The organism is Sulfurospirillum halorespirans DSM 13726 (assembly GCF_001723605.1).
Classification (GTDB): Bacteria; Campylobacterota; Campylobacteria; order Campylobacterales; family Sulfurospirillaceae; genus Sulfurospirillum; species Sulfurospirillum halorespirans.
The window spans coordinates 471,569-495,508 of sequence record NZ_CP017111.1; the positions used below are offsets into that span (position 1 = coordinate 471,569).

18 protein-coding genes and 5 tRNA genes are annotated in these 23,940 nt (G+C 40.7%); 21 read left to right on the top strand and 2 right to left on the bottom strand.

Translation table 11 applies throughout. The features are described 5' to 3' along the window. Positions 1-60 precede the first annotated feature (60 nt). Positions 61-3,657, top strand: a complete 3,597-nt coding sequence (locus SHALO_RS02360; RefSeq protein ID WP_069477214.1) for a bifunctional proline dehydrogenase/L-glutamate gamma-semialdehyde dehydrogenase — start codon at positions 61-63, stop codon at positions 3,655-3,657. A gap of 39 nt (positions 3,658-3,696) precedes the next feature. Here the strand turns inward: SHALO_RS02360 and SHALO_RS02365 are convergent, their stop codons facing one another. Continuing rightward, the gene (locus tag SHALO_RS02365; RefSeq protein ID WP_069477215.1) at positions 3,697-3,918 is read right to left on the bottom strand and encodes a hypothetical protein; all 222 of its coding nucleotides are present in this window, start codon (positions 3,916-3,918) and stop codon (positions 3,697-3,699) included. 50 nt (positions 3,919-3,968) lie between these two features. Then, positions 3,969-4,712, bottom strand: coding sequence for a YaaA family protein (locus SHALO_RS02370; protein WP_069477216.1), 744 nt, complete (start codon positions 4,710-4,712; stop codon positions 3,969-3,971). Positions 4,713-4,829: 117 nt separating this feature from the next. Here SHALO_RS02370 and SHALO_RS02375 point away from each other — a divergent pair. From SHALO_RS02375 to SHALO_RS02465, 20 genes are all read left to right on the top strand, one after another. Beyond that, positions 4,830-4,905 (top strand) — tRNA-Thr (locus SHALO_RS02375). Between the two features lie 53 nt (positions 4,906-4,958). After that, positions 4,959-5,043, top strand: a tRNA-Tyr gene (locus SHALO_RS02380). A 2-nt stretch (positions 5,044-5,045) separates the two neighbouring features. After that, positions 5,046-5,122, top strand: a tRNA-Gly gene (locus SHALO_RS02385). Between the two features lie 144 nt (positions 5,123-5,266). Then, positions 5,267-5,341 (top strand) — tRNA-Thr (locus SHALO_RS02390). Between the two features lie 73 nt (positions 5,342-5,414). Next, positions 5,415-6,614, top strand: a complete 1,200-nt coding sequence (gene tuf / locus SHALO_RS02395; RefSeq protein WP_069477217.1) for an elongation factor Tu — start codon at positions 5,415-5,417, stop codon at positions 6,612-6,614. A gap of 55 nt (positions 6,615-6,669) precedes the next feature. Continuing rightward, on the top strand, positions 6,670-6,828 hold the full coding sequence (gene rpmG, locus SHALO_RS02400) for a 50S ribosomal protein L33 (RefSeq protein WP_025343666.1): 159 nt from the start codon (positions 6,670-6,672) through the stop codon (positions 6,826-6,828). A gap of 29 nt (positions 6,829-6,857) precedes the next feature. Then, positions 6,858-6,933: transfer RNA gene (locus SHALO_RS02405), tRNA-Trp, on the top strand. Positions 6,934-6,950: 17 nt separating this feature from the next. Then, positions 6,951-7,130: a preprotein translocase subunit SecE gene (secE, locus tag SHALO_RS15185; RefSeq protein WP_041956442.1), complete on the top strand. Its 180-nt coding sequence runs from the start codon at positions 6,951-6,953 to the stop codon at positions 7,128-7,130. A gap of 9 nt (positions 7,131-7,139) precedes the next feature. Then, a complete protein-coding gene (gene nusG / locus SHALO_RS02410; protein ID WP_025343667.1) occupies positions 7,140-7,670 on the top strand; it encodes a transcription termination/antitermination protein NusG in 531 nt (176 codons plus the stop codon). A 16-nt stretch (positions 7,671-7,686) separates the two neighbouring features. Then, positions 7,687-8,112: a 50S ribosomal protein L11 gene (gene rplK, locus SHALO_RS02415; RefSeq protein ID WP_025343668.1), complete on the top strand. Its 426-nt coding sequence runs from the start codon at positions 7,687-7,689 to the stop codon at positions 8,110-8,112. A 65-nt stretch (positions 8,113-8,177) separates the two neighbouring features. Beyond that, positions 8,178-8,882: a 50S ribosomal protein L1 gene (rplA, locus tag SHALO_RS02420; RefSeq protein WP_025343669.1), complete on the top strand. Its 705-nt coding sequence runs from the start codon at positions 8,178-8,180 to the stop codon at positions 8,880-8,882. 185 nt (positions 8,883-9,067) lie between these two features. Further along, positions 9,068-9,550 (top strand): 50S ribosomal protein L10, encoded by a 483-nt coding sequence (gene rplJ / locus SHALO_RS02425; protein ID WP_069477218.1) that lies wholly within the window; start codon positions 9,068-9,070, stop codon positions 9,548-9,550. A 139-nt stretch (positions 9,551-9,689) separates the two neighbouring features. Further along, entirely contained in the window at positions 9,690-10,064 is a 375-nt protein-coding gene (rplL, locus tag SHALO_RS02430; protein ID WP_025343671.1) for a 50S ribosomal protein L7/L12, read from the top strand. A gap of 136 nt (positions 10,065-10,200) precedes the next feature. Beyond that, the gene (gene rpoB / locus SHALO_RS02435; protein WP_069477219.1) at positions 10,201-14,358 is read left to right on the top strand and encodes a DNA-directed RNA polymerase subunit beta; all 4,158 of its coding nucleotides are present in this window, start codon (positions 10,201-10,203) and stop codon (positions 14,356-14,358) included. After that, positions 14,336-18,862, top strand: a complete 4,527-nt coding sequence (rpoC, locus tag SHALO_RS02440; protein WP_069477220.1) for a DNA-directed RNA polymerase subunit beta' — start codon at positions 14,336-14,338, stop codon at positions 18,860-18,862. Before rpoB ends, rpoC begins: the two co-directional genes overlap by 23 nt. A gap of 84 nt (positions 18,863-18,946) precedes the next feature. Beyond that, a complete protein-coding gene (gene rpsL, locus SHALO_RS02445) occupies positions 18,947-19,324 on the top strand; it encodes a 30S ribosomal protein S12 (protein WP_012856158.1) in 378 nt (125 codons plus the stop codon). Between the two features lie 73 nt (positions 19,325-19,397). Then, complete coding sequence (rpsG, locus tag SHALO_RS02450; RefSeq protein WP_069477221.1) at positions 19,398-19,868, top strand: 30S ribosomal protein S7; 471 nt, start codon at positions 19,398-19,400, stop codon at positions 19,866-19,868. Between the two features lie 79 nt (positions 19,869-19,947). Further along, complete coding sequence (gene fusA, locus SHALO_RS02455; protein ID WP_069477222.1) at positions 19,948-22,026, top strand: elongation factor G; 2,079 nt, start codon at positions 19,948-19,950, stop codon at positions 22,024-22,026. Between the two features lie 173 nt (positions 22,027-22,199). After that, positions 22,200-23,159, top strand: coding sequence for a methionine ABC transporter ATP-binding protein (locus SHALO_RS02460; RefSeq protein ID WP_069477223.1), 960 nt, complete (start codon positions 22,200-22,202; stop codon positions 23,157-23,159). Between the two features lies 1 nt (position 23,160). Next, positions 23,161-23,841 carry a methionine ABC transporter permease gene (locus SHALO_RS02465; RefSeq protein ID WP_174543297.1) on the top strand — a complete coding sequence of 227 codons (681 nt, stop codon included), beginning with the start codon at positions 23,161-23,163 and terminating at the stop codon, positions 23,839-23,841. Positions 23,842-23,940 lie beyond the last annotated feature (99 nt).

Genomic DNA, 23,940 nt, shown 5'->3' on the forward strand with positions numbered 1-23,940 from the left:
CATGTAAAGTGAAAGTTACTTAAATTTGATTTAAATACGAATTAAAGTTGAGGAACATTAATGCAAAAGAATGAAATAATCATCGAACGTGCTATCGCATTGGCAGAAAAATGGCAAAATCGCGCCACGGAGTTGGTCAGCGATTTTGATCAAAAATTCCACATCAAAATGAACAAAATGCTCAGCCATCCTAAAGACAAGGTCTTTTTGATCGAACTGATGGATCAGAGTTTTAGAAGTAAAAATCCCGCGCGCGTTGCCAATCAGATTGAGTATCTTTTTGCCAAATACGAAATGGCATCGTTTTTTACGACTTCCGAGCGTTTTTTGGTCTTTTTATTTCGCAATGCAGGCATTTACTTGCCGCAAATTTCCATCCCACTTTTTATCAGCAATATCAGGGAAGATACCAAAACCGTGGTACTCAAAGGCGAAGACGATGTGCTCAATGCTCATTTGATCAAACGCAAAAGTGAGGGCACACGCATCAATCTCAATCTCATTGGTGAAGTCGTTTTAGGTGAAGAGGAGGCGGAAGAGCGCATTGAAAAATACATTAAAGTGCTTGAAAACCCCAATGTGGATTATATCTCCATCAAAATCTCAACGCTCTTTTCGCAGATCAATGCGCTTGCTTACGAAGAGACGGTGGAAGAGCTCGTGAAACGGTTGAGTCGCATCTACGCGCAAGCGAAAAAATACAGCTTTACCAATGCCAAAGGTGAGCAAACGAACAAATTTATCAACCTTGATATGGAAGAGTACCGCGATCTTGGTCTGACGTTTAGCGCGTTTACCCAAACGCTTGATCTTCCAGAGTTTCAAGATTTTCGAGCTGGCATCGTGCTTCAGGCGTATCTGCCTGATTCTCATTTGTGGCAACAAAAGCTCATCGCATGGGCTAAAAAACGGGTTGAAAATGGCGGTGTGCCGATCAAGATGCGCCTTGTGAAGGGTGCCAATATGGAGATGGAAGAGACCGAAGCAGGGCTTCGCCACTGGGAGTTAGTGACTCACACCCGTAAAATCGACACCGATAGCAACTATAAAGTGATGGGTGAATTTGGCTTACGACCTGAACATGCGCAGTATGTAAATCTTGGCATGGCATCGCACAATCTCTTTGAACTGGCGCATGGGTATGAGCTCGCCCGTGAATATGGAACGACCGAATTTTTCAGCATGGAGATGTTGGAAGGCATGAGCGAATCTGCGCGTCTTGCGATCAAAGAGATCAGCGGTGAGGTTATTTTGTACGCACCTACGGCGAAAAAAGAGCAGTTTACCAATGCGATTGCTTATCTTGTAAGACGTTTGGATGAAAATACGGGCGAGGAGAATTTTATCCGTTACTCGTTTGGTCTTACCGTGGGAAGCCCTGCATGGGAGACTCAAAAACAGAAATTTATCGACGCGTTTGAGAATACACAAAACCTTTTCATTGGCGCAAAACGGAACCAAAACAGGCTGAGCGAACAGTGGGACAACTACGAAAGCGGTAGTTTTTTCACGGGTAAATTCCATGGTGAAGCCGATACGGATTTTATTTTGCCACCCAATAAAGAGTGGGCAAAAAACATTCGTGCTAAGTGGATGAAAAAAGTGAGCGATGAGGTAAGTGTTGCCCCCATTGTTGTGGGAGGCGAGGCCATTTTGGATCGCGAAGTTAAAACTGCCATCGATAAATCGCAACTTAAAGAGGGCGTGGTGTGTGGCAAATACGCCCTTGCCACCAAAGAAGATTTAGAGCGTGCCGTGGAAATTGCCGCTAAAGACGTCGATGGTTGGAGAAGCCTTAGTGCTAGTGAGCGTCAAAAAATCCTTGGTCAAGTTGCCAATAAAATGCGCGCCAAACGAGGCGATCTCATCGGTGTGGCAGCAGCGGAAGTGGGAAAAGTCTTTTTTGAAACCGATGTGGAAGTGAGCGAAGCGATCGACTTTTTGGAGTTTTACGGTCACAGTGCGCGCTATTTTGATGACTTTAAAAATCTTACATGTAAAGGTAAAGGTGTTGGCGTTGTGACGCCCCCGTGGAACTTTCCAATTGCGATTCCCGTTGGAGGTATCAGTGCTGCGTTAGCGGCAGGTAATTGCGTGATTATCAAGCCTGCCAGCTCGGCGGTGTTGTGTGCGTATGAACTGTGCCAATGCTTTTGGGAAGCAGGTATCAGCAAAAATACCCTTCAATTTGTACCGTGCGCAGGAAGTTTGGCTGGGGAACATCTTGTTAAAAATGAAAAAGTTGATTTTGTCATACTAACAGGCGGTGAAGAGACAGCGTACGCAATGCTTAAAAGTCGTCCGAACCTCTTTTTAAGTGCCGAAACGGGTGGTAAAGATGCAACGATTGTGACTGCAATGAGCGACCGCGAGCAGGCGATCAAAAACGTCATTCACTCCGCCTTTTCCAACAGCGGTCAAAAATGCTCAGCAACTTCACTCTTGGTTTTAGAAGAAGAGGTGTACAACGATCCACACTTTAAAAAAGGACTCATCGATGCGGCACAGAGTTTACATGTAGGCTCCGTGTGGGACTTTACCAATCGCCTAGGAACCCTTGCCAATCCCGTTGATGGAGCGTTAAAACAGGCACTTGAAAGCCTTGAAGAGGGCGAAAGTTGGGCATTGGCTCCTAGCTATGCCGATGAAAACGAGTACATGCTCAAGCCTAGCATCAAATGGGGCGTGAAAGAGAGAAGTTTTTGCCATCATACGGAGCTGTTTGGTCCGGTGCTTTCGGTGATGTGCGCGAAAGATCTCAAACATGCCATTGAGATCGTTAATGCGACAGGCTATGGATTGACGTCGGGCATCGAGTCGCTGGATGAGCGCGAAGTGGCGTATTGGAGAAAGCATCTCAAAGCGGGCAATCTGTACATCAACCGCGGCACAACGGGTGCAATCGTAGAACGTCAGCCTTTTGGAGGCTTGGGAAAATCCGCCGTCGGAAGTGGTCGAAAAGCAGGTATTCACAACTATATTACGCAGTTTATGAACATCGAAGAGGTCGCAGAGCCTCTCCTCAAGCATTCCCATCCGCACGCGTTTATTCATCTGATTCATGGTTGGAAAGATGGGTGCGCTAAAGGATTGTACGCAGGATTTAAGGCTGATTTTGAAAAGCTTAGCCTCGCGGTTGGCAGTTACCTTGAAAATGTTGAAGCGACGTTTAGCCAAGAGCAAGACTTTGCCAAAGTAAGAGGTGAAGACAATCTGTTTAAATACCTCCCCCTCAAATGCATCGCACTTCGCGTCAGTCAAGACGATGGACTTTTTGATGTCATGAGCCGCATTATGGCTTCCATCATCGCTCAAACCTCTTTACATGTAAGCATTGAATTTAGTGCGCAGAGTAGTGTCATCGCCTTTTTATATGAAAATCAAGGCATGCTGTTTGGGAAAAATGACACAATGGAACGCGAAGATGAAGCTACGTTTGTCAAATGTTTTGGGACCACCGATAAGATTTTCTATGCGAACGCCGCACTCATCTCACCGTTTGTCTATGAAGCAGCCGCCAAAAAAGCGAAGTGCATCGTAAGAGCAAAACCGCTGATGGAAGGGCGTGTTGAGTTGTTGCACTATTTTGCAGAACAGAGCATTTCCCACAGTTATCATCGTTATGGTAATCTTGGAGCAAGAGGAATTAAAAAGTAGTAGAAATTAAGAAAAAGGGGCTATAAAATGCCCCTTTTATTATTTAAGTTTTTCGATAATCGTTTGATTGAGCTCGATAGTCTCTTTGTTTTTAGCGATCTCTTCTTTATTTTTTTCAATACTCTGTTTATTTTTCGTGATCTCTTCGCGGTTTAGATCGATGAGGCGTGTTAGTTCATCGACGCGTTGCTCGTATTTATTGATAAGGTAGTAAATCACATAAACCAGTACACCAATGACAATCCATTGTAAAATATCCATAGACGCTTCCTTTAGTCAAATTTGGTGCTATTGTACCCTTTTAATCCAAATCACGCAATAATCTCAAAAACGTATTCACGCTTGAGTTTTTGCTCCAAAATCTCTTTGATACGCAGGTTTGTAAATGCAATGGCGCTCAGCTCTTTTTCGTCTTTGGGTTGATGAAGGGCGATTTCGCGTAACACTTGCCCACGGTACGCTTTGGCAAAATGGCTCACGACTTTTCCCTTTTTGAGAAACTTCATAGTAATGTAAGGACGTTTCAAGGTGTAAAACTTTTCGTAAAAGCCAGCACGCAGATCCAGCACGCATTCATCGCCAATCCACGCATCGATGGCATTGCTAAAATGCTCTTTGTAAAAAGTTTCCGTTTTAAACCTAGCCAAGCTTGAGCCTTGGTGGAGTTTGTATTCAGGGATTAGATCGCCCGCCAAGAGAGGGCCAAAAAGGTTGGAGAAGATCATGACATGTGCTTCAATGTACGCGTGTGCGTTTGCAGTGAGTGTTTCAAAACGAAGATGATCATACGCAATACCGCTGTAGCGAAGAATGGCTTTACATGTAAGCGCATCAAAAATAGGTTTACTGGCTTGTGCTAAGATTTTCTGTGTGTCTTTGATGCCAAAAAGCTGTTGTAAGGTTGGAATGTCTTGGGTCTTTAAAAGAGCTTGGTAGGTTTCTAAAACCTGCAGACGTTTTTCATATAAATAAGGAAAGATCAAACTCGATTTTTCAAGTTTTCCATGCGTCGTCAGTTCACTTTTGGTCTCACTCGGGGAGAATAATATTTTCATGTTCAGCCTTTATTGCAAACGTAAGCGACCATTTTAGCCAAGATTCCACTAGAAACTGCAAAAAAGTATTGACTTTGGAAATCTTTTGAGATATAATTTCACCTCACAATCAAGGGTGCTGGTGTAGCTCAGTTGGTAGAGCAACTGCCTTGTAAGCAGTAGGTCGGCGGTTCGACTCCGTTCACCAGCTCCATTTTTGTTTGTGAAAGACAGTGTTTGACCAGCAATGAAATATGGTAAAAATACGGTGAGATACTCAAGTGGCCAACGAGGGCAGACTGTAAATCTGCTGACTATGTCTTCGAAGGTTCGAATCCTTCTCTCACCACCATTGCGGGAGTAGCTCAGTTGGCTAGAGCATTAGCCTTCCAAGCTGGGGGTCGCGGGTTCGAGTCCCGTCTCCCGCTCCAAGATTTTATAAGCAAACTGGGAGCTGTTGAATTTCTTCTGCTTTAGGGCACTACAGAACAAGTTCAGTAGTCTTACCTTCCTTCCTTATGAAATCAAATCGTTACTGGTATTTCGATACAATATGGTCCACCCTTTTGTAGTCGGCTCATATGGCTCAGGGGTAGAGCACTTCCTTGGTAAGGAAGAGGTCGAGGGTTCAAGTCCCTCTATGAGCTCCATCACTTAAAAAGTTTTTATAACTTTGACAAATTGAAATGTATTAAAAAAACAAAACTCATTACGGAGGAAAAAATGGCAAAAGAAAAGTTCTCTAGAACCAAGCCACACGTTAACATTGGAACCATCGGTCACGTTGATCATGGTAAAACTACGCTTACAGCTGCGATCTCAGCAGTTCTAGCGACAAAAGGTCTTTGTGAATTTAAAGATTACGATGGTATTGATAACGCTCCTGAAGAGAGAGAGCGTGGTATTACTATTGCAACTTCTCACATTGAATATGAAACAGAAAACCGTCACTATGCACACGTAGATTGTCCAGGACATGCTGATTATGTTAAAAACATGATTACAGGTGCTGCTCAAATGGATGGCGCGATTCTTGTTGTTTCTGCAGCAGATGGTCCTATGCCACAAACGCGTGAGCACATTCTTCTTTCTCGCCAAGTAGGCGTTCCATATATCGTTGTTTTCATGAACAAAGCGGATATGGTTGATGATGAAGAACTTCTTGAGCTTGTTGAAATGGAAATCCGTGAACTTCTTTCTGTTTATGACTTCCCAGGTGATGACACTCCAATCATTGCAGGTTCTGCGCTTAAAGCACTTGAAGAAGCAAAAGTTGGTACTGTTGGTGCATGGGGTCAAAAAATTCTTGATCTTATGGCAGCAGTTGATGATTATATTCCAAACCCAGTTCGTGAAACGGATAAAGACTTCTTGATGCCAATCGAAGACGTATTCTCAATCTCAGGTCGTGGTACCGTTGTTACTGGTAAAATCGACAGAGGCGCTGTTAAAATCGGTGAGACTATCGAAATCGTAGGTATCAAAGATACTAAAACAACAACGGTAACCGGTGTTGAAATGTTCCGTAAAGAGATGGAGCGTGGTGAGGCTGGTGATAACTGCGGTATCTTACTTCGTGGTATCAAAAAAGAAGACGTTGAGCGTGGTATGGTTCTTTGTAAACCAAAATCAATCACTCCACACACTGACTTTGAAGCTGAGATCTATGTTCTTTCAAAAGAAGAGGGTGGCCGTCATACTCCATTCTTTAACAACTATAGACCACAATTCTATGTTCGTACAACAGACGTAACAGGTTCTATCACATTACCAGAAGGTACTGAGATGGTTATGCCTGGTGATAACGTAAAAATCAAAGTAGCAATGATCGCTCCTATCGCTCTTGAAGAGGGTACTCGTTTTGCAATCCGTGAGGGTGGTAGAACTGTTGGTGCGGGTGTTGTTTCAACAATCATCAAGTAATTTTAACATGTAAAGGGGTTAACCCCTTTACATGTAATCAAGTCAAGGAAATATTATGACCGTTAAAATCGGACTAAAGTGTTCTGAATGTGGTGACATTAATTACACGACAACCAAAAACAGCAAGACAGTTACTGAAAAAGTTGAACTTAGCAAGTATTGTGCAAGACTGAAAAAACACACGCTTCACAAAGAAGTAAAATTAAAAAGTTAAGTCTCTAAACAGACTTAACTTTATCATGTAGGGTAGTAGCTCCAACGGTAGAGCGTCGGTCTCCAAAACCGCAGGTTGTGGGTTCGAGTCCCTCCTACCCTGCCACTAGTCGAGGTAATACAATGGAAAAATTAAGAGCTTATTATCATCATTCTAAAGCTGAATTGTCAAAGGTTATATTCCCGATTAAAGAACAGATTCGAAATGCTTTCATCTCTGTCTTTGTCGTTGTAACCGTAATTTCACTCTTTTTGGCGCTGATTGATGCTATTATGTCTTTTTCTTTATCTTCTTTAATTTAAGGAGAAAGAATGGCACATAGATGGTATGCAATTCAAACCTATGCAGGTAGCGAGCAAGCAGTCAAAAAAGGTATTATTACTATTGTCAATGATCATGGTATCGCTGATAAGTTGGAGCAAATCGTTGTTCCAACCGAAGATGTCATCGAAGTTAAGAATGGTAAAAAAAAGATTAGTGAACGAAGTCTCTATCCTGGTTATGCGTTTGCAAAACTGGATTTAGACACAGCACTTTGGCATCTGATTCAATCTTTGCCAAAAGTCGGAAGATTCATCGGTGAAGCGAAAAAGCCTACACCGTTGAGTGAAAAAGATATTGCACTGATTTTAGAAAAAGCAGAGAAAAAAGGTGCGCCAAAACCAAAAATCTTCTTTGAAAATGGAGAGAGTGTTAGGATTACAGAAGGTCCTTTCGCTAACTTTACAGGTTCAGTTGAAGAGTATGATATGGTTCATGGCAAACTCACACTCAATGTTTCAATCTTTGGTCGAAGTACCCCAGTTGAGATTCTCTATTCTCAAGTTGAAAAAATAGTCTAAGCGTAAAGGAAAAGAAATGGCAAAAAAAGTCATTGGTGAAATTAAATTGCAGATTGAAGCTGCTAAAGCAAATCCATCACCTCCAGTAGGACCAGCTCTTGGTCAACGTGGTGTGAATATTATGGAGTTTTGTAAAGCGTTTAACGAAAGAACAAAAGAGATGGCAGGTTTTAGAATTCCTGTTGTTATTACTGTTTATGCCGATAAAAGTTTTACTTTCGTTACAAAACAACCACCTGCAACAGATCTTATCAAAAAAGCAGTTGGTCTTAAAAGTGGATCAAGCAACCCTTTAAAAAATAAAGTTGGTACACTTAGCAAAGCTCAAATTCTTGAGATTGTTGAGAAAAAAATTGCTGACCTTAATACAACAGATCGTGAACAAGCAGCGAAAATTATTTCAGGTTCTGCTAGAAGCATCGGTATTAATATCGTCGATTAAGTCTAACCCTTCACCGCCAGGGTTTTAAATATAAAGGCGGAAGCAAAATTATGCGGAGATAAAGAATGGCAAAGAAAGTAAATAAACGTTTTCAAGAACTTTTGAAAAAAGTTGATAAAGAGAAAAAATATTCTGTTGATGAAGCCCTTGGCAATATTAAAAACCTCGCATCTGCAAAATTTGATGAAACAATCGAAATAGCACTTAAACTTAACGTTGACCCACGTCATGCGGATCAAATGGTAAGAGGTTCTGTTGTTCTTCCTTCAGGTACGGGTAAAACAGTTCGTGTTGCAGTTATTGCAAAAGATGAGAAAGCCGATGAAGCTAGAGCTGCTGGTGCTGATATTGTTGGTAGTGATGATTTGATTGAAGAAATTCAAGCAGGTCGCATCAACTTTGATGTTTTGATTGCTACACCAAACATGATGGGTTTAGTAGGTAAAGTTGGTCGTATTCTTGGACCAAAAGGTATCATGCCAAATCCAAAAACAGGTACTGTAACAATGGACGTTGCTAAAGCTGTTGAGAATAACAAAGGTGGACAAGTAAACTTCCGTGTTGACAAACAAGGAAATATCCACGCAGGTATTGGTAAAATTAGCTTCACATCTGAGCAAATCAGAGAGAACTTTGAAGCATTTATCAAAGCAATCAACAAACATAAACCTGCTGTTGCAAAAGGTAAATATATTAAAAGCGCTGCATTGTCACTTACAATGAGCCCATCAATGAACCTTGAAAATCAAGAACTAATCGACCTTAGATAATTATTTACGAGAACATACGCCGCTTATGTGGTTGATGTTCTCGTGCCTTAAAATTCTCGTTGTAAAACACGGTTTTATGACATCACATGTACGTACTTAATCTTATGATTGGAGAGAGTAGAGGCGCAAGCTTAATTTGAGATCACTCATCTCTACTTGAAATCACCAGTTGGAAAGGAGAAAAATTGACAAGAACAGAGAAAGCTGAATTTATTAGTTCTCTAACTGAAGAGTTTAAATCTTCCGACGGTTTAATTGTTTGTGACTATAAAGGTCTTAATGTTAAAGCGATCGAAGCACTTAGAAACAGTGCTAGACCAGAAGTGGTTAATGTTAAAGTTATTAAAAATACTTTAGCATCAATCGCTATGAAAAACGCTGGTATCGAAGGACTTGAACTTAAAGACACCAACATTTTTGTTTGGGGCGCTGACCAGTTAGCCGTAACAAAAATTGTCGCTACATTCGCTAAAACAAATCCAAATTTTATTATTAAATCTGGTTTTGCTGGTGGTATTGTTGTTGACGCTGCTAAAGTTGAAGCACTTTCTAAAATGCCATCACGTAATGAGCTTATTGGAATGCTTCTATCAACTTGGATGGCTCCAATTACAAACTTTACCATTGGTCTTGATGCACTTCGTGCTAAAAAACAAGAGTCTGAATAGAGCGTGTTTGTAAGGTTTTTAGCCTTACATGTAAAGTGCAAGAGTGAAGAAATTATCAGAGTTCTTGCGAAACAATAAAAAGTTTATGCTTCGAAAAGAGCAAGCTTTATATTAAATTATAATAATCAGGAGATTTGAAATGGCAATTTCAAAACAAGACGTATTAGAGTATATTTCAGGTCTTAGTGTTCTTGAACTAAGTGAACTAGTCAAAGATTTCGAAGAGAAATTTGGTGTATCTGCAGCTCCTGTTATGGTAGCTGGTGCTGGTGCTGCAGTTGCAGCAGAAGCAGTTGAAGAGAAAACTGAGTTTGACGTTATCCTTAAAGATGGTGGCGAGAAGAAAATTAACGCTATTAAAGTTGTTAGAGAAATCACAGGTCTTGGTCTTAAAGAGGCAAAAGACGCTGTTGAGGGTGCACCTACAACTGTTAAAGAGGGTGTATCTAAGCAACTTGCTGAAGAGATCAAAAAGAAACTTGAAGACGCTGGCGCTGTCGCTGAAATCAAGTAATTTTATTACTTTAAGAGAAGCCTTGTGCTTCTCTTTTAAAACTTTTTCCCTGGAAATTAATTATTAGTCGTTACAACGTCTGTCAAATGATAGATGAACCCACTGCCCTTTTCAAACAACTACACGAGGTAGACTCATGTTAAATAGCCTAAAATCTGGAAATCGCTTACGAGTTGATTTTTCCAAAGTCCCAAAAAAAATTGATGTACCAAATCTACTCCAACTTCAACAAAAGAGTTATGAACAGTTTTTAAATGTTGAAAATCTCAAAGAAGAGAGCGGCGTAGAGAAGGTTTTTAAATCTATTTTCCCTATTCATGATCCCCAAAACCGACTTACGTTGGAGTATGTTGGATCAGAAGTTGGAAAACCTAGATATACGGTTCGCGAATGTATGGAACGCGGCCTTACGTATTCTGTCAGCTTGAAAATGAACATTCGTCTTATCTTATGGGATAAAGATGAAAAATCCGGTGAAAAAACGGGTGTAAAAGATATTAAAGAACAAGCCATTTTTATTCGTGAAATTCCTTTGATGACGGAGCGAACTTCGTTTATCATCAATGGTGTTGAAAGAGTGGTTGTCAATCAGCTTCACAGAAGCCCTGGTGTTATCTTCAAAGAAGAAGAGAGCCCAACGGTTGCGAACAAACTGATCTACAATGCTCAAATTATTCCTGATCGTGGTTCTTGGTTGTACTTTGAGTACGATGCAAAAGATACCCTCTTTGTTAGAATTAATAAACGCAGAAAAGTTCCTATTACGATTTTATTCCGTGCACTTGGTTACAGCAAACAAGATATCTTAAAACTTTTTTACCCTGTGCTTAACATTATGATTCGCGAGAATAAGTTCCTCATTGAATTTTCAGCCGATAATTTCTTAGGTCGTGTCGATTTTGATCTTAAAGATGAGCATGGTAACCTTCTTTTAGCCGCAGGCAAACGTTTAGCGCGTAAAAAAGCAGAAAAATTTATTGAAGATGGTATTAAGTTTATCGAGTATCCTGTTGAAATTTTGGTTAATCGTTTCCTCTCCTCTCCAATTATTGATAAAGAGAGCGGCGAAGTACTTTACGATACATTGACACAACTGGATGAAGGAAAATTGGCAAAAATTATTGAGCAAAAATGCGAAGTGATTGAAATTGCGAATGATCTTGCAAGTGGTGTGGATGATGCGATCATTAACTCTTTTATTGCAGACACTGAAACCCTTAAATTGCTTCGTCAAACCGAGGGTATTGAAGATGAGAATGACTTAGCGGCCATTCGTATCTACAAAGTTATGAGACCAGGCGAGCCAGTAACCAAAGAAGCAGCAAAAACATTTGTAAAAGATCTTTTCTTTAACTCTGAGCGTTACGACTTAACCAAAGTTGGTCGTATGAAAATGAACCATAAACTTGGCCTTAGTGTGCCTGAGTATGTGACGATTATGACGAGTGAAGATATTATTAGAACAGCGAAATACTTGATCAAAGTTAAAAATGGTCAAGGTCACATTGATGATCGTGATCACTTGGGTAATAGAAGAATTAGAGCGATTGGTGAGTTACTTGCAAATGAACTTCATGCAGGTCTCATTAAAATGCAAAAAGCCATTCGTGATAAATTTACAGCCCTAAGTGGAAGCGTTGAAGAGTTAATGCCACATGATTTGATTAACTCTAAAATGATCACTTCTGCAATTTCTGAGTTCTTCTCCAGCGGACAGTTATCACAATTTATGGATCAAACGAATCCACTCAGTGAAATTACCCATAAAAGAAGACTTTCTGCTCTTGGTGAGGGTGGTTTGGTTAAAGAGCGCGCTGGCTTTGAAGTCCGTGACGTTCACCCAACACACTACGGAAGAATTTGTCCGGTTGAGACACCAGAGGGCCAAAACATTGGTTTGATCAATACACTTTCTATGTATGCGAAAGTCAATGATCTAGGGTTTGTAGAAGCACCGTATCGTAAAGTTGAGAATGCAACTATTACCGAAGAGATTATTTATATCACAGCAACGCAAGAAGAGGGTTTAGTCATTGCCCCTGCAAGTACTAAAATCAATGAAAACAACGAAATTGTTGAAGATTTGATCGAGGTTAGGGTTGATGGTGAGACCGTATTGATTGAAAAAGAGAAAGTGGACTTAATTGACCTCTCTTCTATGATGATTGCCGGTGTTGCAGCCTCGTTAATTCCATTCTTGGAACATGATGATGCTAACCGTGCGCTTATGGGTTCAAACATGCAACGTCAAGCCGTGCCGTTAGTCCAATCAGAAGCTCCAATTGTTGGAACGGGTGTTGAGAAAATTGCGGCTCGTGATTCATGGGAAGCGATTAAAGCAAAACGTGCTGGTATGGTTGAAAAAGTTGATAATAAAAATGTTTACATTCTAGGTGAAGATGAAGGTGGTGCATTTATTGACCATTATGCGCTTCAAAAAAATCTTAGAACCAACCAAAATACAACGTTTACTCAAAAAGTAATTGTGAGAAAAGGTGATATGGTCGAAGCGGGTGGCGTTATTGCTGATGGTCCAAGTATGGATCAAGGTGAGCTTGCTATCGGTAAAAATTCGATGGTTGCCTTTATGCCATGGAATGGGTATAACTACGAAGATGCGATTGTTATGTCAGAGCGTATGATTCGTGAAGATGCCTTTACGAGTGTTCACATCTATGAAAAAGAGATTGAAGCACGCGAACTTAAAGACGGTGTGGAAGAGATTACCAAAGATATTCCAAATGTTAAAGAAGAAGAGCTTGCGCACCTTGATGATAGTGGTATTGTCAAAGTAGGTACCTATATCATGCCAGGTATGATTCTTGTCGGTAAGGTTTCACCAAAAGGTGAAGTAAAACCAACCCCTGAAGAGAGACTTCTACGTGCAATCTTTGGTGAAAAAGCAGGACACGTTGTTAATAAATCATTGTATGCAACGCCATCTTTAGAAGGTATCGTTGTGGATGTTAAAATCTTTACGAAAAAAGGTTATGACAAAGATCCACGCGCTGTTCAAGCGTATGAGCAAGAAAAAGAGATATTAGACCGTGAACATCATGATAAACTCTTGATGTTAGATCGTGAAGAGATGTTACGCATCAACGCGTTGCTTCTTCGAAATCCATTGAATGAAGATCAAGAGATCAGTAAAAACAGCTATAAAAAAGGTGGTTTTATTAAAGCGGAAGATCTTCATAATGTGAACCGTTTTTCAATCAACTCGATTGTAAAAGCGTTCTCAAATGAGATTCAAGACGAATACAAAGACCTTAAAGTCTACTTCCAAAATGAGAAGAAAAAACTCAAAGAAGAGCACGACGAGAAGCTTAATATCATTGAAAAAGATGACATTTTGCCAAGTGGCGTTGTGAAACTTGTTAAAGTTTATGTCGCAACCAAACGTAAACTCAAAGTGGGCGATAAAATGGCAGGACGTCACGGAAACAAAGGTATTGTCTCCAATATCGTTCGTGAAGTGGATATGCCTTACCTTAAAAACGGTGAGATTGTTGATATTGTTCTCAATCCACTGGGTGTTCCAAGTCGTATGAACATCGGACAAATTCTTGAGGTTCACTTAGGACTTGTTGGTAAACGTCTGGGCAATCAAATCGAAGAGATCTTTAAAGAGAAGCAAGGTGATTGGATCAAGTCACTTCGTGAAAAAATGATTAGCATTGCTGATGTTGCAAAACTGATGGATGCACGTAATTTCATGGATACTTTAAATGATGAGCAACTTTTAGGTTATGCCCGTGATTGGAGTAAGGGTGTGCGTTTTGCAAGCCCAATCTTTGAAGGTGTTAATACAGAAGAATTTGCAAAACTCTTTGAGATGGCAAAAATTGATACCGATGGAAAGACCGATTTATACGATGGTATGACTGGTCAAAAAATGCATGAAAAAGTCAACGTGGGTTACATGTACATGTTAAAACTCCACCACTTGGTTGACGAAAAAGTGCATGCACGAAGTACAGGACCATACTCACTGGTCACACAACAGCCAGTAGGTGGTAAAGCACTCTTTGGTGGACAACGATTCGGTGAGATGGAGGTTTGGGCGCTTGAGGCATACGGTGCTGCTCATACCCTAAGAGAAATGTTAACAGTCAAATCAGACGACGTTGAAGGACGTATTTTAGCTTATAAAGCACTCACACGAGGTGAAAATGTCCCTCAAACAGGAATTCCTGAAACATTCTATGTTTTAACGAATGAGTTGAAGTCTTTGGCTTTAGATGTTGAGATTTATGACGAGGTGGAAGAAGATGAAACGACTAGAACCAATTGAGATTCACGAAGAGAGCCGTCCTAGGGACTTTAAAGCATTTCAACTAAGACTTGCAAGCCCAGAGAAGATCCGCTCATGGAGTTATGGTGAGGTCAAAAAGCCAGAAACCATTAACTATCGTACGCTCAAACCAGAGCGTGATGGCCTTTTTTGTGCGAAAATCTTTGGACCCGTTAGAGATTATGAATGTCTATGCGGAAAATACAAAAAGATGCGTTACAAAGGCATTAAATGTGAGAAATGTGGCGTTGAAGTCACCAGTACCAAAGTAAGACGTTCACGTATGGGTCACATCGAGTTAGTAACTCCTGTGGCGCATATTTGGTATGTTAACTCACTTCCAAGCCGTGTGGGAACACTGCTTGGCGTTAAGATGAAAGATCTTGAGCGCGTACTTTACTATGAAGCCTACATTGTTGAACAAGCAGGCGAAGCATTTTACGATGCCGAAAACAAAAACAAAGTCGCTTTGTACGATGTTTTAAATGAAGAACAGTACCAAGCGCTCCAACAAAAATTTGAAGACACCGGTTTTGTTGCAAAAATGGGTGGAGAGGTTATTCGCAATCTCTTAGCAAGCCTTGATCTTGTAGAAGTTCTTGGACAGCTTAAAGAAGACATTAACCAAACCAGTTCAGAAGCGAAGAAAAAAACGATTATTAAACGTCTGAAAGTGGTTGAAGCATTCCTTCACAGTGGCAATCGCCCTGAGTGGATGATGATTACAATGCTCCCCGTACTTCCCCCAGATCTTAGACCACTTGTGGCACTTGATGGCGGAAAGTTTGCGGTCAGTGACGTGAATGATCTTTATCGTCGTGTTATCAACAGAAATGCTCGTTTGAAACGTTTGATGGAACTTGATGCGCCTGAGATTATTATTCGCAACGAAAAAAGAATGCTTCAAGAAGCCGTTGATGCGTTGTTTGATAATGGTCGTCGTGCCAATGCGGTCAAAGGTGCTAACAAGCGTCCTTTAAAATCGCTCTCAGAGATTATCAAAGGTAAACAAGGCCGTTTCCGTCAAAACCTTCTCGGTAAAAGGGTTGACTTCTCGGGTCGTTCGGTTATCGTTGTTGGACCAAACTTGAGAATGGACCAATGTGGTCTTCCAAAACAGATGGCTCTTGAATTATTTAAACCCCATTTGTTAGCGCGTCTTGAAGAAAAAGGGTATGCTACAACGGTTAAACAAGCAAAAAAAATGATTGATAGTAAAACCAATGAAGTATGGGAATGTCTCGCTGAAGTGGTTAAAGGTCATCCGGTTATGTTAAACCGTGCGCCGACACTTCACAAACTCTCTATTCAGGCGTTTCACCCTGTTTTGATTGATGGAAAAGCGATTCGTTTGCATCCTCTTGTATGTTCTGCTTTCAACGCGGACTTCGACGGCGATCAAATGGCGGTTCACGTTCCATTGTCTCAAGAGGCCATTGCAGAGTGTAAAATTTTGATGCTAAGTTCGATGAATATCTTACTTCCAGCTTCGGGTAAAGCGGTCACCGTTCCAACCCAAGATATGGTTTTGGGTCTTTATTACTTAACACTCGAAAAACCACATGCAAAAGGAAGTAATAAAATTTTTGCCAATGTGGATGAAGTTCATATTGCAATTGATGCAGGATTTTTAGATATTCATGCCAAAATTAAAACACGTATTAACGATAGAGTACTCTTTACCACAGCGGGTCGTTTGATTTTAAAATCAATCTTACCTTCTTTTGTTCCTGAAGAGCTATGGAACAGAGTGTTGAAGAAGAAAAATATTGGTGGATTGGTTGATCATATCTTTAAAGAGGGTGGTATTGGTATCACTGCAGGATTCTTGGATAACCTTAAAACACTTGGTTTTAAATATGCGACACAATCAGGAATTTCAGTCTCTATTGATGATATTCGTGTGCCTGATACTAAAGTGAAAAAGATTAAAGAAGCGAAGAAAAAAGTACGTGAAATCCAAAAACAGTTCAGTTCTGGTCTCTTAACCGAGCAAGAGCGTTATAACAAAATTATTGATATTTGGACCGATACAAACAATGACGTAGCTTCTGAGATGATGAAGCTGACTGAGAGTCACAAAGGCGGCTTTAACTCAATTTACATGATGGCAGACTCTGGTGCGCGTGGTTCTGCTGCGCAAATCCGTCAGTTAGCTGGTATGAGGGGTCTTATGGCAAAACCTGATGGAAGTATTATTGAAACACCAATTATTTCAAACTTCCGTGAAGGTCTAAATGTTCTTGAGTACTTTATTTCAACGCACGGTGCACGTAAAGGTCTTGCGGATACCGCTCTTAAAACAGCGAACGCGGGTTACTTGACACGTAAACTGATCGACGTTGCACAAAACGTTAAAGTGACGATGGATGATTGTGGTACACACGAAGGTGTTGAAATCACAGAAATCAGTGAAAGCGGTGAGCTCGTCGAGGCATTGTACGAGCGAGCAACGGGACGTGTTCTAGCCGAAGACGTTATCGATACGATTACCAATGAAGTCCTTTTCACCGAGGGAACATTAATTGATGAGAAGAGCGCACAAGCCCTTAAAGAGGCGAGCATTAAGTCGGTTGTGATTCGTACACCGATTACATGTAAAGCTAAAAAAGGTGTCTGTGCGAAATGTTATGGTACCAACTTGGCTGAGGGAACTTTGGTTCGCCCGGGCGAAGCAGTAGGTATTATTTCAGCACAATCCATTGGTGAGCCAGGTACGCAGTTGACGCTTCGTACATTCCACATCGGTGGTACGGCATCAACTGAATCTCAAGATCGTCAAGTTATTGCTCAAAAAGAGGGTTTTATTCGTTATTACAATGTAAAAACGTATGCAACCAAAGAGGGTAAAAACATCGTTGCGAATCGTAGAAATGCAGCCATCTTACTTGTTGAGCCAAAGATCAAAGCACCGTTTAAAGGTACGATTGAGATCGATACAGCGCACGAAGAGACAGCGATTACGATGAGTGGAACTGCGGGTGAGACTATTCGCTATACGCTTCGTAAAAGTGACTTTGCTAAGCCAAATGAGCTTGCGGGTGTTAGTGGTAAAATTGAAGGTAAATTCTACATCCCTTACGTTAGTGGTGATGTGGTTGAGCTGAATGAGAGTATCGTAGAGGTGATTAAAGAGGGTTGGAACGTTCCAAGCCGTATTCCTTATGCGAGTGAACTTAAAGTCAAAAATGGTGAGCCGATTATTCAAAAAATTCATGCGGATGCAAAAGGTATTGTCAAATACTATAAACTTCGTGGGGATTATTTAGAGCGTATCCATGACATTGAAAAAGGTCATATTGTTAAAGAAAAAGGTATTTTTGCGGTTGTTGCGGATGATGATGATCGAGAAGCGATTCGTCATTACATTCCTCGTGACTCCATTATTGATGTCAATGACAACAGCATGGTTGAAGGTAAAACACTGCTTGCGTACCCATCCACCAGTGAGCAAATTACGATTGCTGAGTGGGATCCGTACTCTACACCAATTATTGCGGAAGATGCGGGTACGATTACGTTTGAAGACATTGAACCAGGGATTAGTGCGACAGAACAATTCGATGATATGACGGGTCAAAGCAGACTTGTGATCAACGAGTATCTTCCAAGCGGCATGAAACCGACGATCATCATTGCCAATAAAAACGGTGAGATTGTGAAGTACCAATTGGAGCCAAAAACAGCGATCTTCGTTCAAAATGGCGTTACCGTTGGCTTGGCAGATTTGATCGGTAGAACACCAAAAGCGATTGCAAAATCGAAAGATATTACCGGCGGTCTTCCACGTATTAGTGAACTTTTTGAGGCACGTCGCCCTAAAAATGCAACCGTGATTGCAGAGATTGATGGAACGATTCGTTTTGGTAAGCCACTTCGTTCGAAAGAGCGTATTATCATTGAAGCCGTTGATGGTACAAGTGTTGAGTACTTGGTCGATAAAAACACACAAATTCACGTTCAAGCGGGTGAGTTTGTGCATGCGGGTGAGCGACTCACCGATGGTGTAATTTCAAGTCATGATATTTTACGTATTATGGGTGAAAAAGCGCTTCACTATTATTTGATCAGCGAAATTCAACAAGTGTATCGTGGACAAGGTGTTGCGATTAACGATAAACACATTGAGGTGATCGTTTCTCAAATGCTACGTCAAGTAAGAATTGTTGATAGTGGCGATACCAAGTTCATTATGGGTGATTTGATTAGCCGTAGACGTTTCCGTGAAGAGAATGAAGCGGTCATGAAAATGGGTGGAGAACCTGCAATTGCTGAGCCAACACTCCTTGGTGTTACTCGTGCGGCGATTGGTAGTGATAGTGTTATCTCTGCAGCTTCGTTCCAAGAGACAACCAAAGTTCTAACCGAAGCGAGCATCGCTGGTAAGATGGATATGCTTGAAGATTTGAAAGAAAATGTTATTTTAGGACGTATGATCCCCGTTGGAACAGGTCTTTATCAGAACAAAAGCTTTAATCTAGAGTTGAACCCAAGTAGAGGTTAAGTTAAGGTTCCCTTAACTTAACCTTTTTTTAAGCTATTTTTAAATAAAATTAGCACCTATTTTTTACAAAATAAAGGAAATAATGTGCCAACCATTAACCAACTCGTCAGAAATGAGAGAAAAAAGGTGATTAAGAAATCAAAATCACCTGCACTTGATAAGTGCCCTCAAAGAAGAGGCGTTTGTACAAGAGTTTATACGACAACTCCTAAGAAACCAAACTCTGCTTTGAGAAAAGTTGCCAAAGTCAAATTGACCAGCGGTTTTGAAGTCATTAGCTACATCGGTGGCGAGGGACACAACCTACAAGAACACTCCATTGTATTGGTACGTGGCGGTAGGGTAAAAGATTTACCAGGTGTTAAGTACCATATCGTACGTGGTGCGCTTGATACTTCAGGTGTTGCAAAAAGAACGGTGTCTAGAAGTAAATACGGTACAAAAAGACCAAAAGCTAAATAAATTTAACCACAGGTGATGTCCTTTGTTTTGACATCATTTGAGTAAAATTTTTAAAAAATTTGAAGGAAATAGTATGAGAAGAAGAAAAGCTCCTGTAAGAGAAGTATTACCAGATCCAATCTACAATAGCAAGATTATCACAAAGTTTATCAATGCGTTGATGCTCGATGGAAAAAAGAGTGTTGCTACGAAAGTATTTTATGGTTCATTAGAACTCGCTGAAAAAAGAAGTGGAACACTCAAGGGTATTGAAATTTTTAATGCAGCTATCGATAACGTTAAGCCTGTTATGGAAGTAAAAAGCAGACGTGTCGGTGGAGCAACCTATCAAGTTCCTGTCGAAGTTAGAACAACTCGTCAACAAGCATTGGCTCTTAGATGGTTAGTCTCTTACGCTCGTAAAAGAAGTGAGAGAACGATGATCGAGAGGTTGGCCAATGAACTTTTAGATGCTGCTAATAATAGAGGCGCTACCTTTAAGAAAAAAGAAGATACTTATAAAATGGCAGAAGCAAACAAAGCGTTTGCTCACTATCGCTGGTAAGATGACGTTGGGAGTGTTTACATGTAAACACTCCCTCCTTCCTTCGGAACTACACTCCTAATATAACAAGGAAATTATAATGGCAAGAAATACCCCTATTGGAATGGTTAGAAACATCGGTATTGCTGCGCACATTGATGCAGGTAAAACCACAACAACAGAAAGAATCCTTTTTTACACCGGTATCTCTCACAAAATTGGTGAGGTACATGATGGTGCTGCAACAATGGACTGGATGGAGCAAGAGAAAGAGCGAGGTATTACCATTACTTCTGCTGCGACAACATGTTCATGGAAAGATCACCAAATTAATATTATCGACACCCCAGGCCACGTTGACTTCACGATTGAAGTTGAGCGTTCTATGCGTGTTCTTGATGGCGCTGTAGCTGTATTTTGTGCAGTTGGTGGCGTTCAACCACAATCTGAAACGGTTTGGAGACAAGCGAATCGCTACAAAGTTCCAAGAATGGTATTTGTTAATAAAATGGACCGCGTTGGTGCAGATTTCTATAACGTTGAAGCACAAATTAAAAATCGTTTAAAAGCAAACCCAGTACCTATTCAAATTCCTATTGGTGCAGAAGAAAACTTTAAAGGTGTGATTGATCTCGTAGAGATGAAAGCACTTGTTTGGGATGATGACGCGGCTATGGGTTCAAACTACCAAGTCGTTGAAATTCCAGCAGACCTAATGGATAAAGCAACTGAATATCGAGAGAGAATGGTTGAAGCTGTTTCTGAGACCAGTGATGAGTTGATGGAAAAATACCTTGGTGGCGAAGTGCTTACCAATGTTGAAATTAAAGCAGGTATTAAAGCGGGATGTCTAGCAATGACATTTATCCCTATGATTTGTGGAACAGCCTTTAAAAACAAAGGTGTTCAACCCCTTCTTGACGCGGTTATTGATTATATGCCAGCTCCTACGGAAGTACACGCAATTAAAGGCGAGTATGAAGATGGACATGAGTGTGTTGTTGATTCAACCGATGAGGGTGAATTTGCTGCACTTGCATTTAAAATTATGACCGATCCTTTCGTTGGTCAATTGACCTTCGTTCGTGTTTACCGTGGTTCATTGGAAAGCGGAAGTTATGCGTACAATACCACCAAAGATAAAAAAGAGAGAATTGGTCGTTTGCTAAAAATGCATGCGAACAAAAGAGAAGAGATCAAAGTCCTTCACTCAGGTGAAATCGGTGCGGTTGTAGGTCTTAAAGACACACTAACGGGTGATACACTTGCAAGTGAAAAAGATCCTGTCATTTTAGAGCGAATGGTGTTTCCAGACCCTGTTATCTCTGTTGCCGTTGAGCCTAAAACCAAAGCGGATCAAGAGAAAATGGGTATTGCACTTCAAAAATTGGCTCAAGAAGATCCAAGCTTTAGAGTTGAAACCGATGAAGAGAGTGGTCAAACGATCATTTCTGGTATGGGTGAGCTTCACTTAGAGATTCTTGTTGATCGTATGCTTAGAGAGTTTAAAGTAAGTGCTGAAGTTGGACAACCTCAAGTTGCTTACCGTGAAACGATTCGTGCTTCCGTTAATCAAGAGTATAAATACGCAAAACAATCAGGTGGTCGTGGACAATACGGTCACGTTTACCTCAAAATTGAACCTCAAGATGCGGGTAAGGGTTATGAATTTGTTAACGATATCAAAGGTGGAGCGATTCCAAAAGAGTTTATTCCTGCCGTTGATAAAGGTATCAAAGAAGCACTTGGTGCGGGTGTACTTGCGGGTTATAAAGTGGAAGACATTAAAGTTACCCTTTATGATGGAAGTTACCATGATGTTGACTCCTCTGAGATGGCATTTAAACTCGCTGCTTCTATGGGCTTTAAAGAGGGTTGTCGTAAGGCAAAACCGGTTATTCTTGAGCCTATCATGAAAGTGGAAGTTGAAACACCTGAGGACTTTATGGGTGATGTTATCGGCGATCTTAACCGTCGTCGTGGACAAATTAACTCAATGGATGATAGAAGTGGTAACAAAATTGTTAACGCATTCTGCCCATTGGCTGAAATGTTCGGTTACTCTACGGATCTTAGAAGTCAAACTCAAGGTCGTGCTTCTTACTCTATGGAATTCGATCATTATGATGAAGTACCTAGAAACGTTGCCGAAGAGATTATCAAAAAACGTAACGGTTAATGAGTTTACATGTAAAGAGTCTTCGGACTCTTTACACCCCTTTTTCTGCCAAAATCTCCCAAACACACTCTTTTCTCAATCCATTAAAAATGATGTTTTTATTCAGAACGATCAATGAATAAATCGCTATAATCGTGTGTTTTGGATTTGAACACTTTTATAAAGGTTACAATGTGATAGACATAAAACATCTCAGCAAATCTTTTAATGATCAAAAAGTTTTAGATGACATCAGTTTACATGTAAACGCAGGTGAAATATTTGCCATCGTTGGACACAGTGGTGCTGGCAAATCAACACTGCTTCGTTGCATCAACGGGCTTGAACGCTTTAGCGATGGCGATCTTATGGTGTTAGACAAAGAGGTTAAAATCCTCAATGAGCGCGGTCTTAGTGAACTAAGAAGTCAAATTGGTATGATTTTTCAAAATTTTTCGTTACTCAATCAAAAAAATGTCTATGAAAACATTGCACTTCCTATGAAAGTGTGGGGTTACAGCAAAGAAGCCATTCAAAAAAGAGTCGATGAACTCCTCAATCTTGTGGGACTGGAGAGTAAAAAATTTGTCTATCCCAAAGAGCTCAGCGGTGGTCAAAAACAGCGTGTTGCGATTGCCAGAGCACTTACACTCAATCCCAAAATCCTTCTCAGCGATGAAGCCACATCTGCACTTGATCCCAATACCACCAAATCCATTTTAGAGCTTCTACAAGAGATCAACATTAAACTGGGCGTTACGATCATCATTGTCACGCATGAAATGGACGTTGTCAAAAGAGTCGCATCGCGTGCGTTGCTTTTGGAAGATGGAAAAGTGATTGGGCTTGGTCGGATTGAAGATCTTTTTTTAAGACCCGATGAAAAGATGATGCGATTTCTTGGTGAAGATGAAGAGCTCCCAACAAAAGGTGTGAATATAAGGCTTTTCTTCCCCAGTAATGTCTCGTATCAGCCCATCGTAACTCAGATGGCGCGCGAGCTTAATATCAATTTTAATATCGTCTGGGGAAAGCTTGAAAAGCTCAATGATCATGTCGTTGGCTCGCTTGTTATCAATATAGACGAACAAAGCGCAAGCACAATTACCCACTATTTGCACGAAAAAACGGAAGTCATTTGGGAGGCACTCTAAGATGGAACAGACAATTATAGGCTTTTTTGAAAAATCTTTGGTCATGAAAAGTGTCTTAATCGATGCGCTCATGGAGACACTCACGATGAGCCTTGTTTCAACGTTTTTGGCAACGTTCATAGGCTTTTTACTAGCGATTGTGCTCATAATCACCGATAAAAATGGCATTTCACCCAATCAATACACCTACAAATTTTTAGATGTCACGATCAATATGTTACGCTCATTTCCGTTTATTATCCTCATCATTGTCTTATTTCCCGTGACAAAATTTTTGGTCGGAAAGCATACGGGAACATTTGCGATGATCGTACCACTCACGATTGGAACAGCCCCTTTTATCGCGCGAATGATCGAAGGCGCTTTTAAAGAGGTGGATCAAAGTGTCATTGAAGCAGCGCAATCGTTTGGAACGAACAAATTTCAGATTATTTTCCGTGTTCTGCTTCCTGAAGCGTATCCTAGCATTATCTCTGCGATTACCCTCTCGTTGATCATCATTGTTGGTTTTTCAGCGATGGCAGGAACCGTTGGTGGTGGCGGTCTTGGCGCGGTGGCGATGAATTATGGTTACTACCGCTTTGACGCACTGTATATCTTTTGGACGGTTTTTATTTTGATCGTGCTTGTCCAGATTTTTCAAAGTATGGGTGATATTCTCTATAAAATCGTAAAACATTAATGCTGGGTGAAGTGTGTCATTCAGTCCTTTTTAATGCGAATGACGTTAGGATTTCATAAATGTTTAGTAAACCTCTTTGTTTACTAAACATTTAGTTAT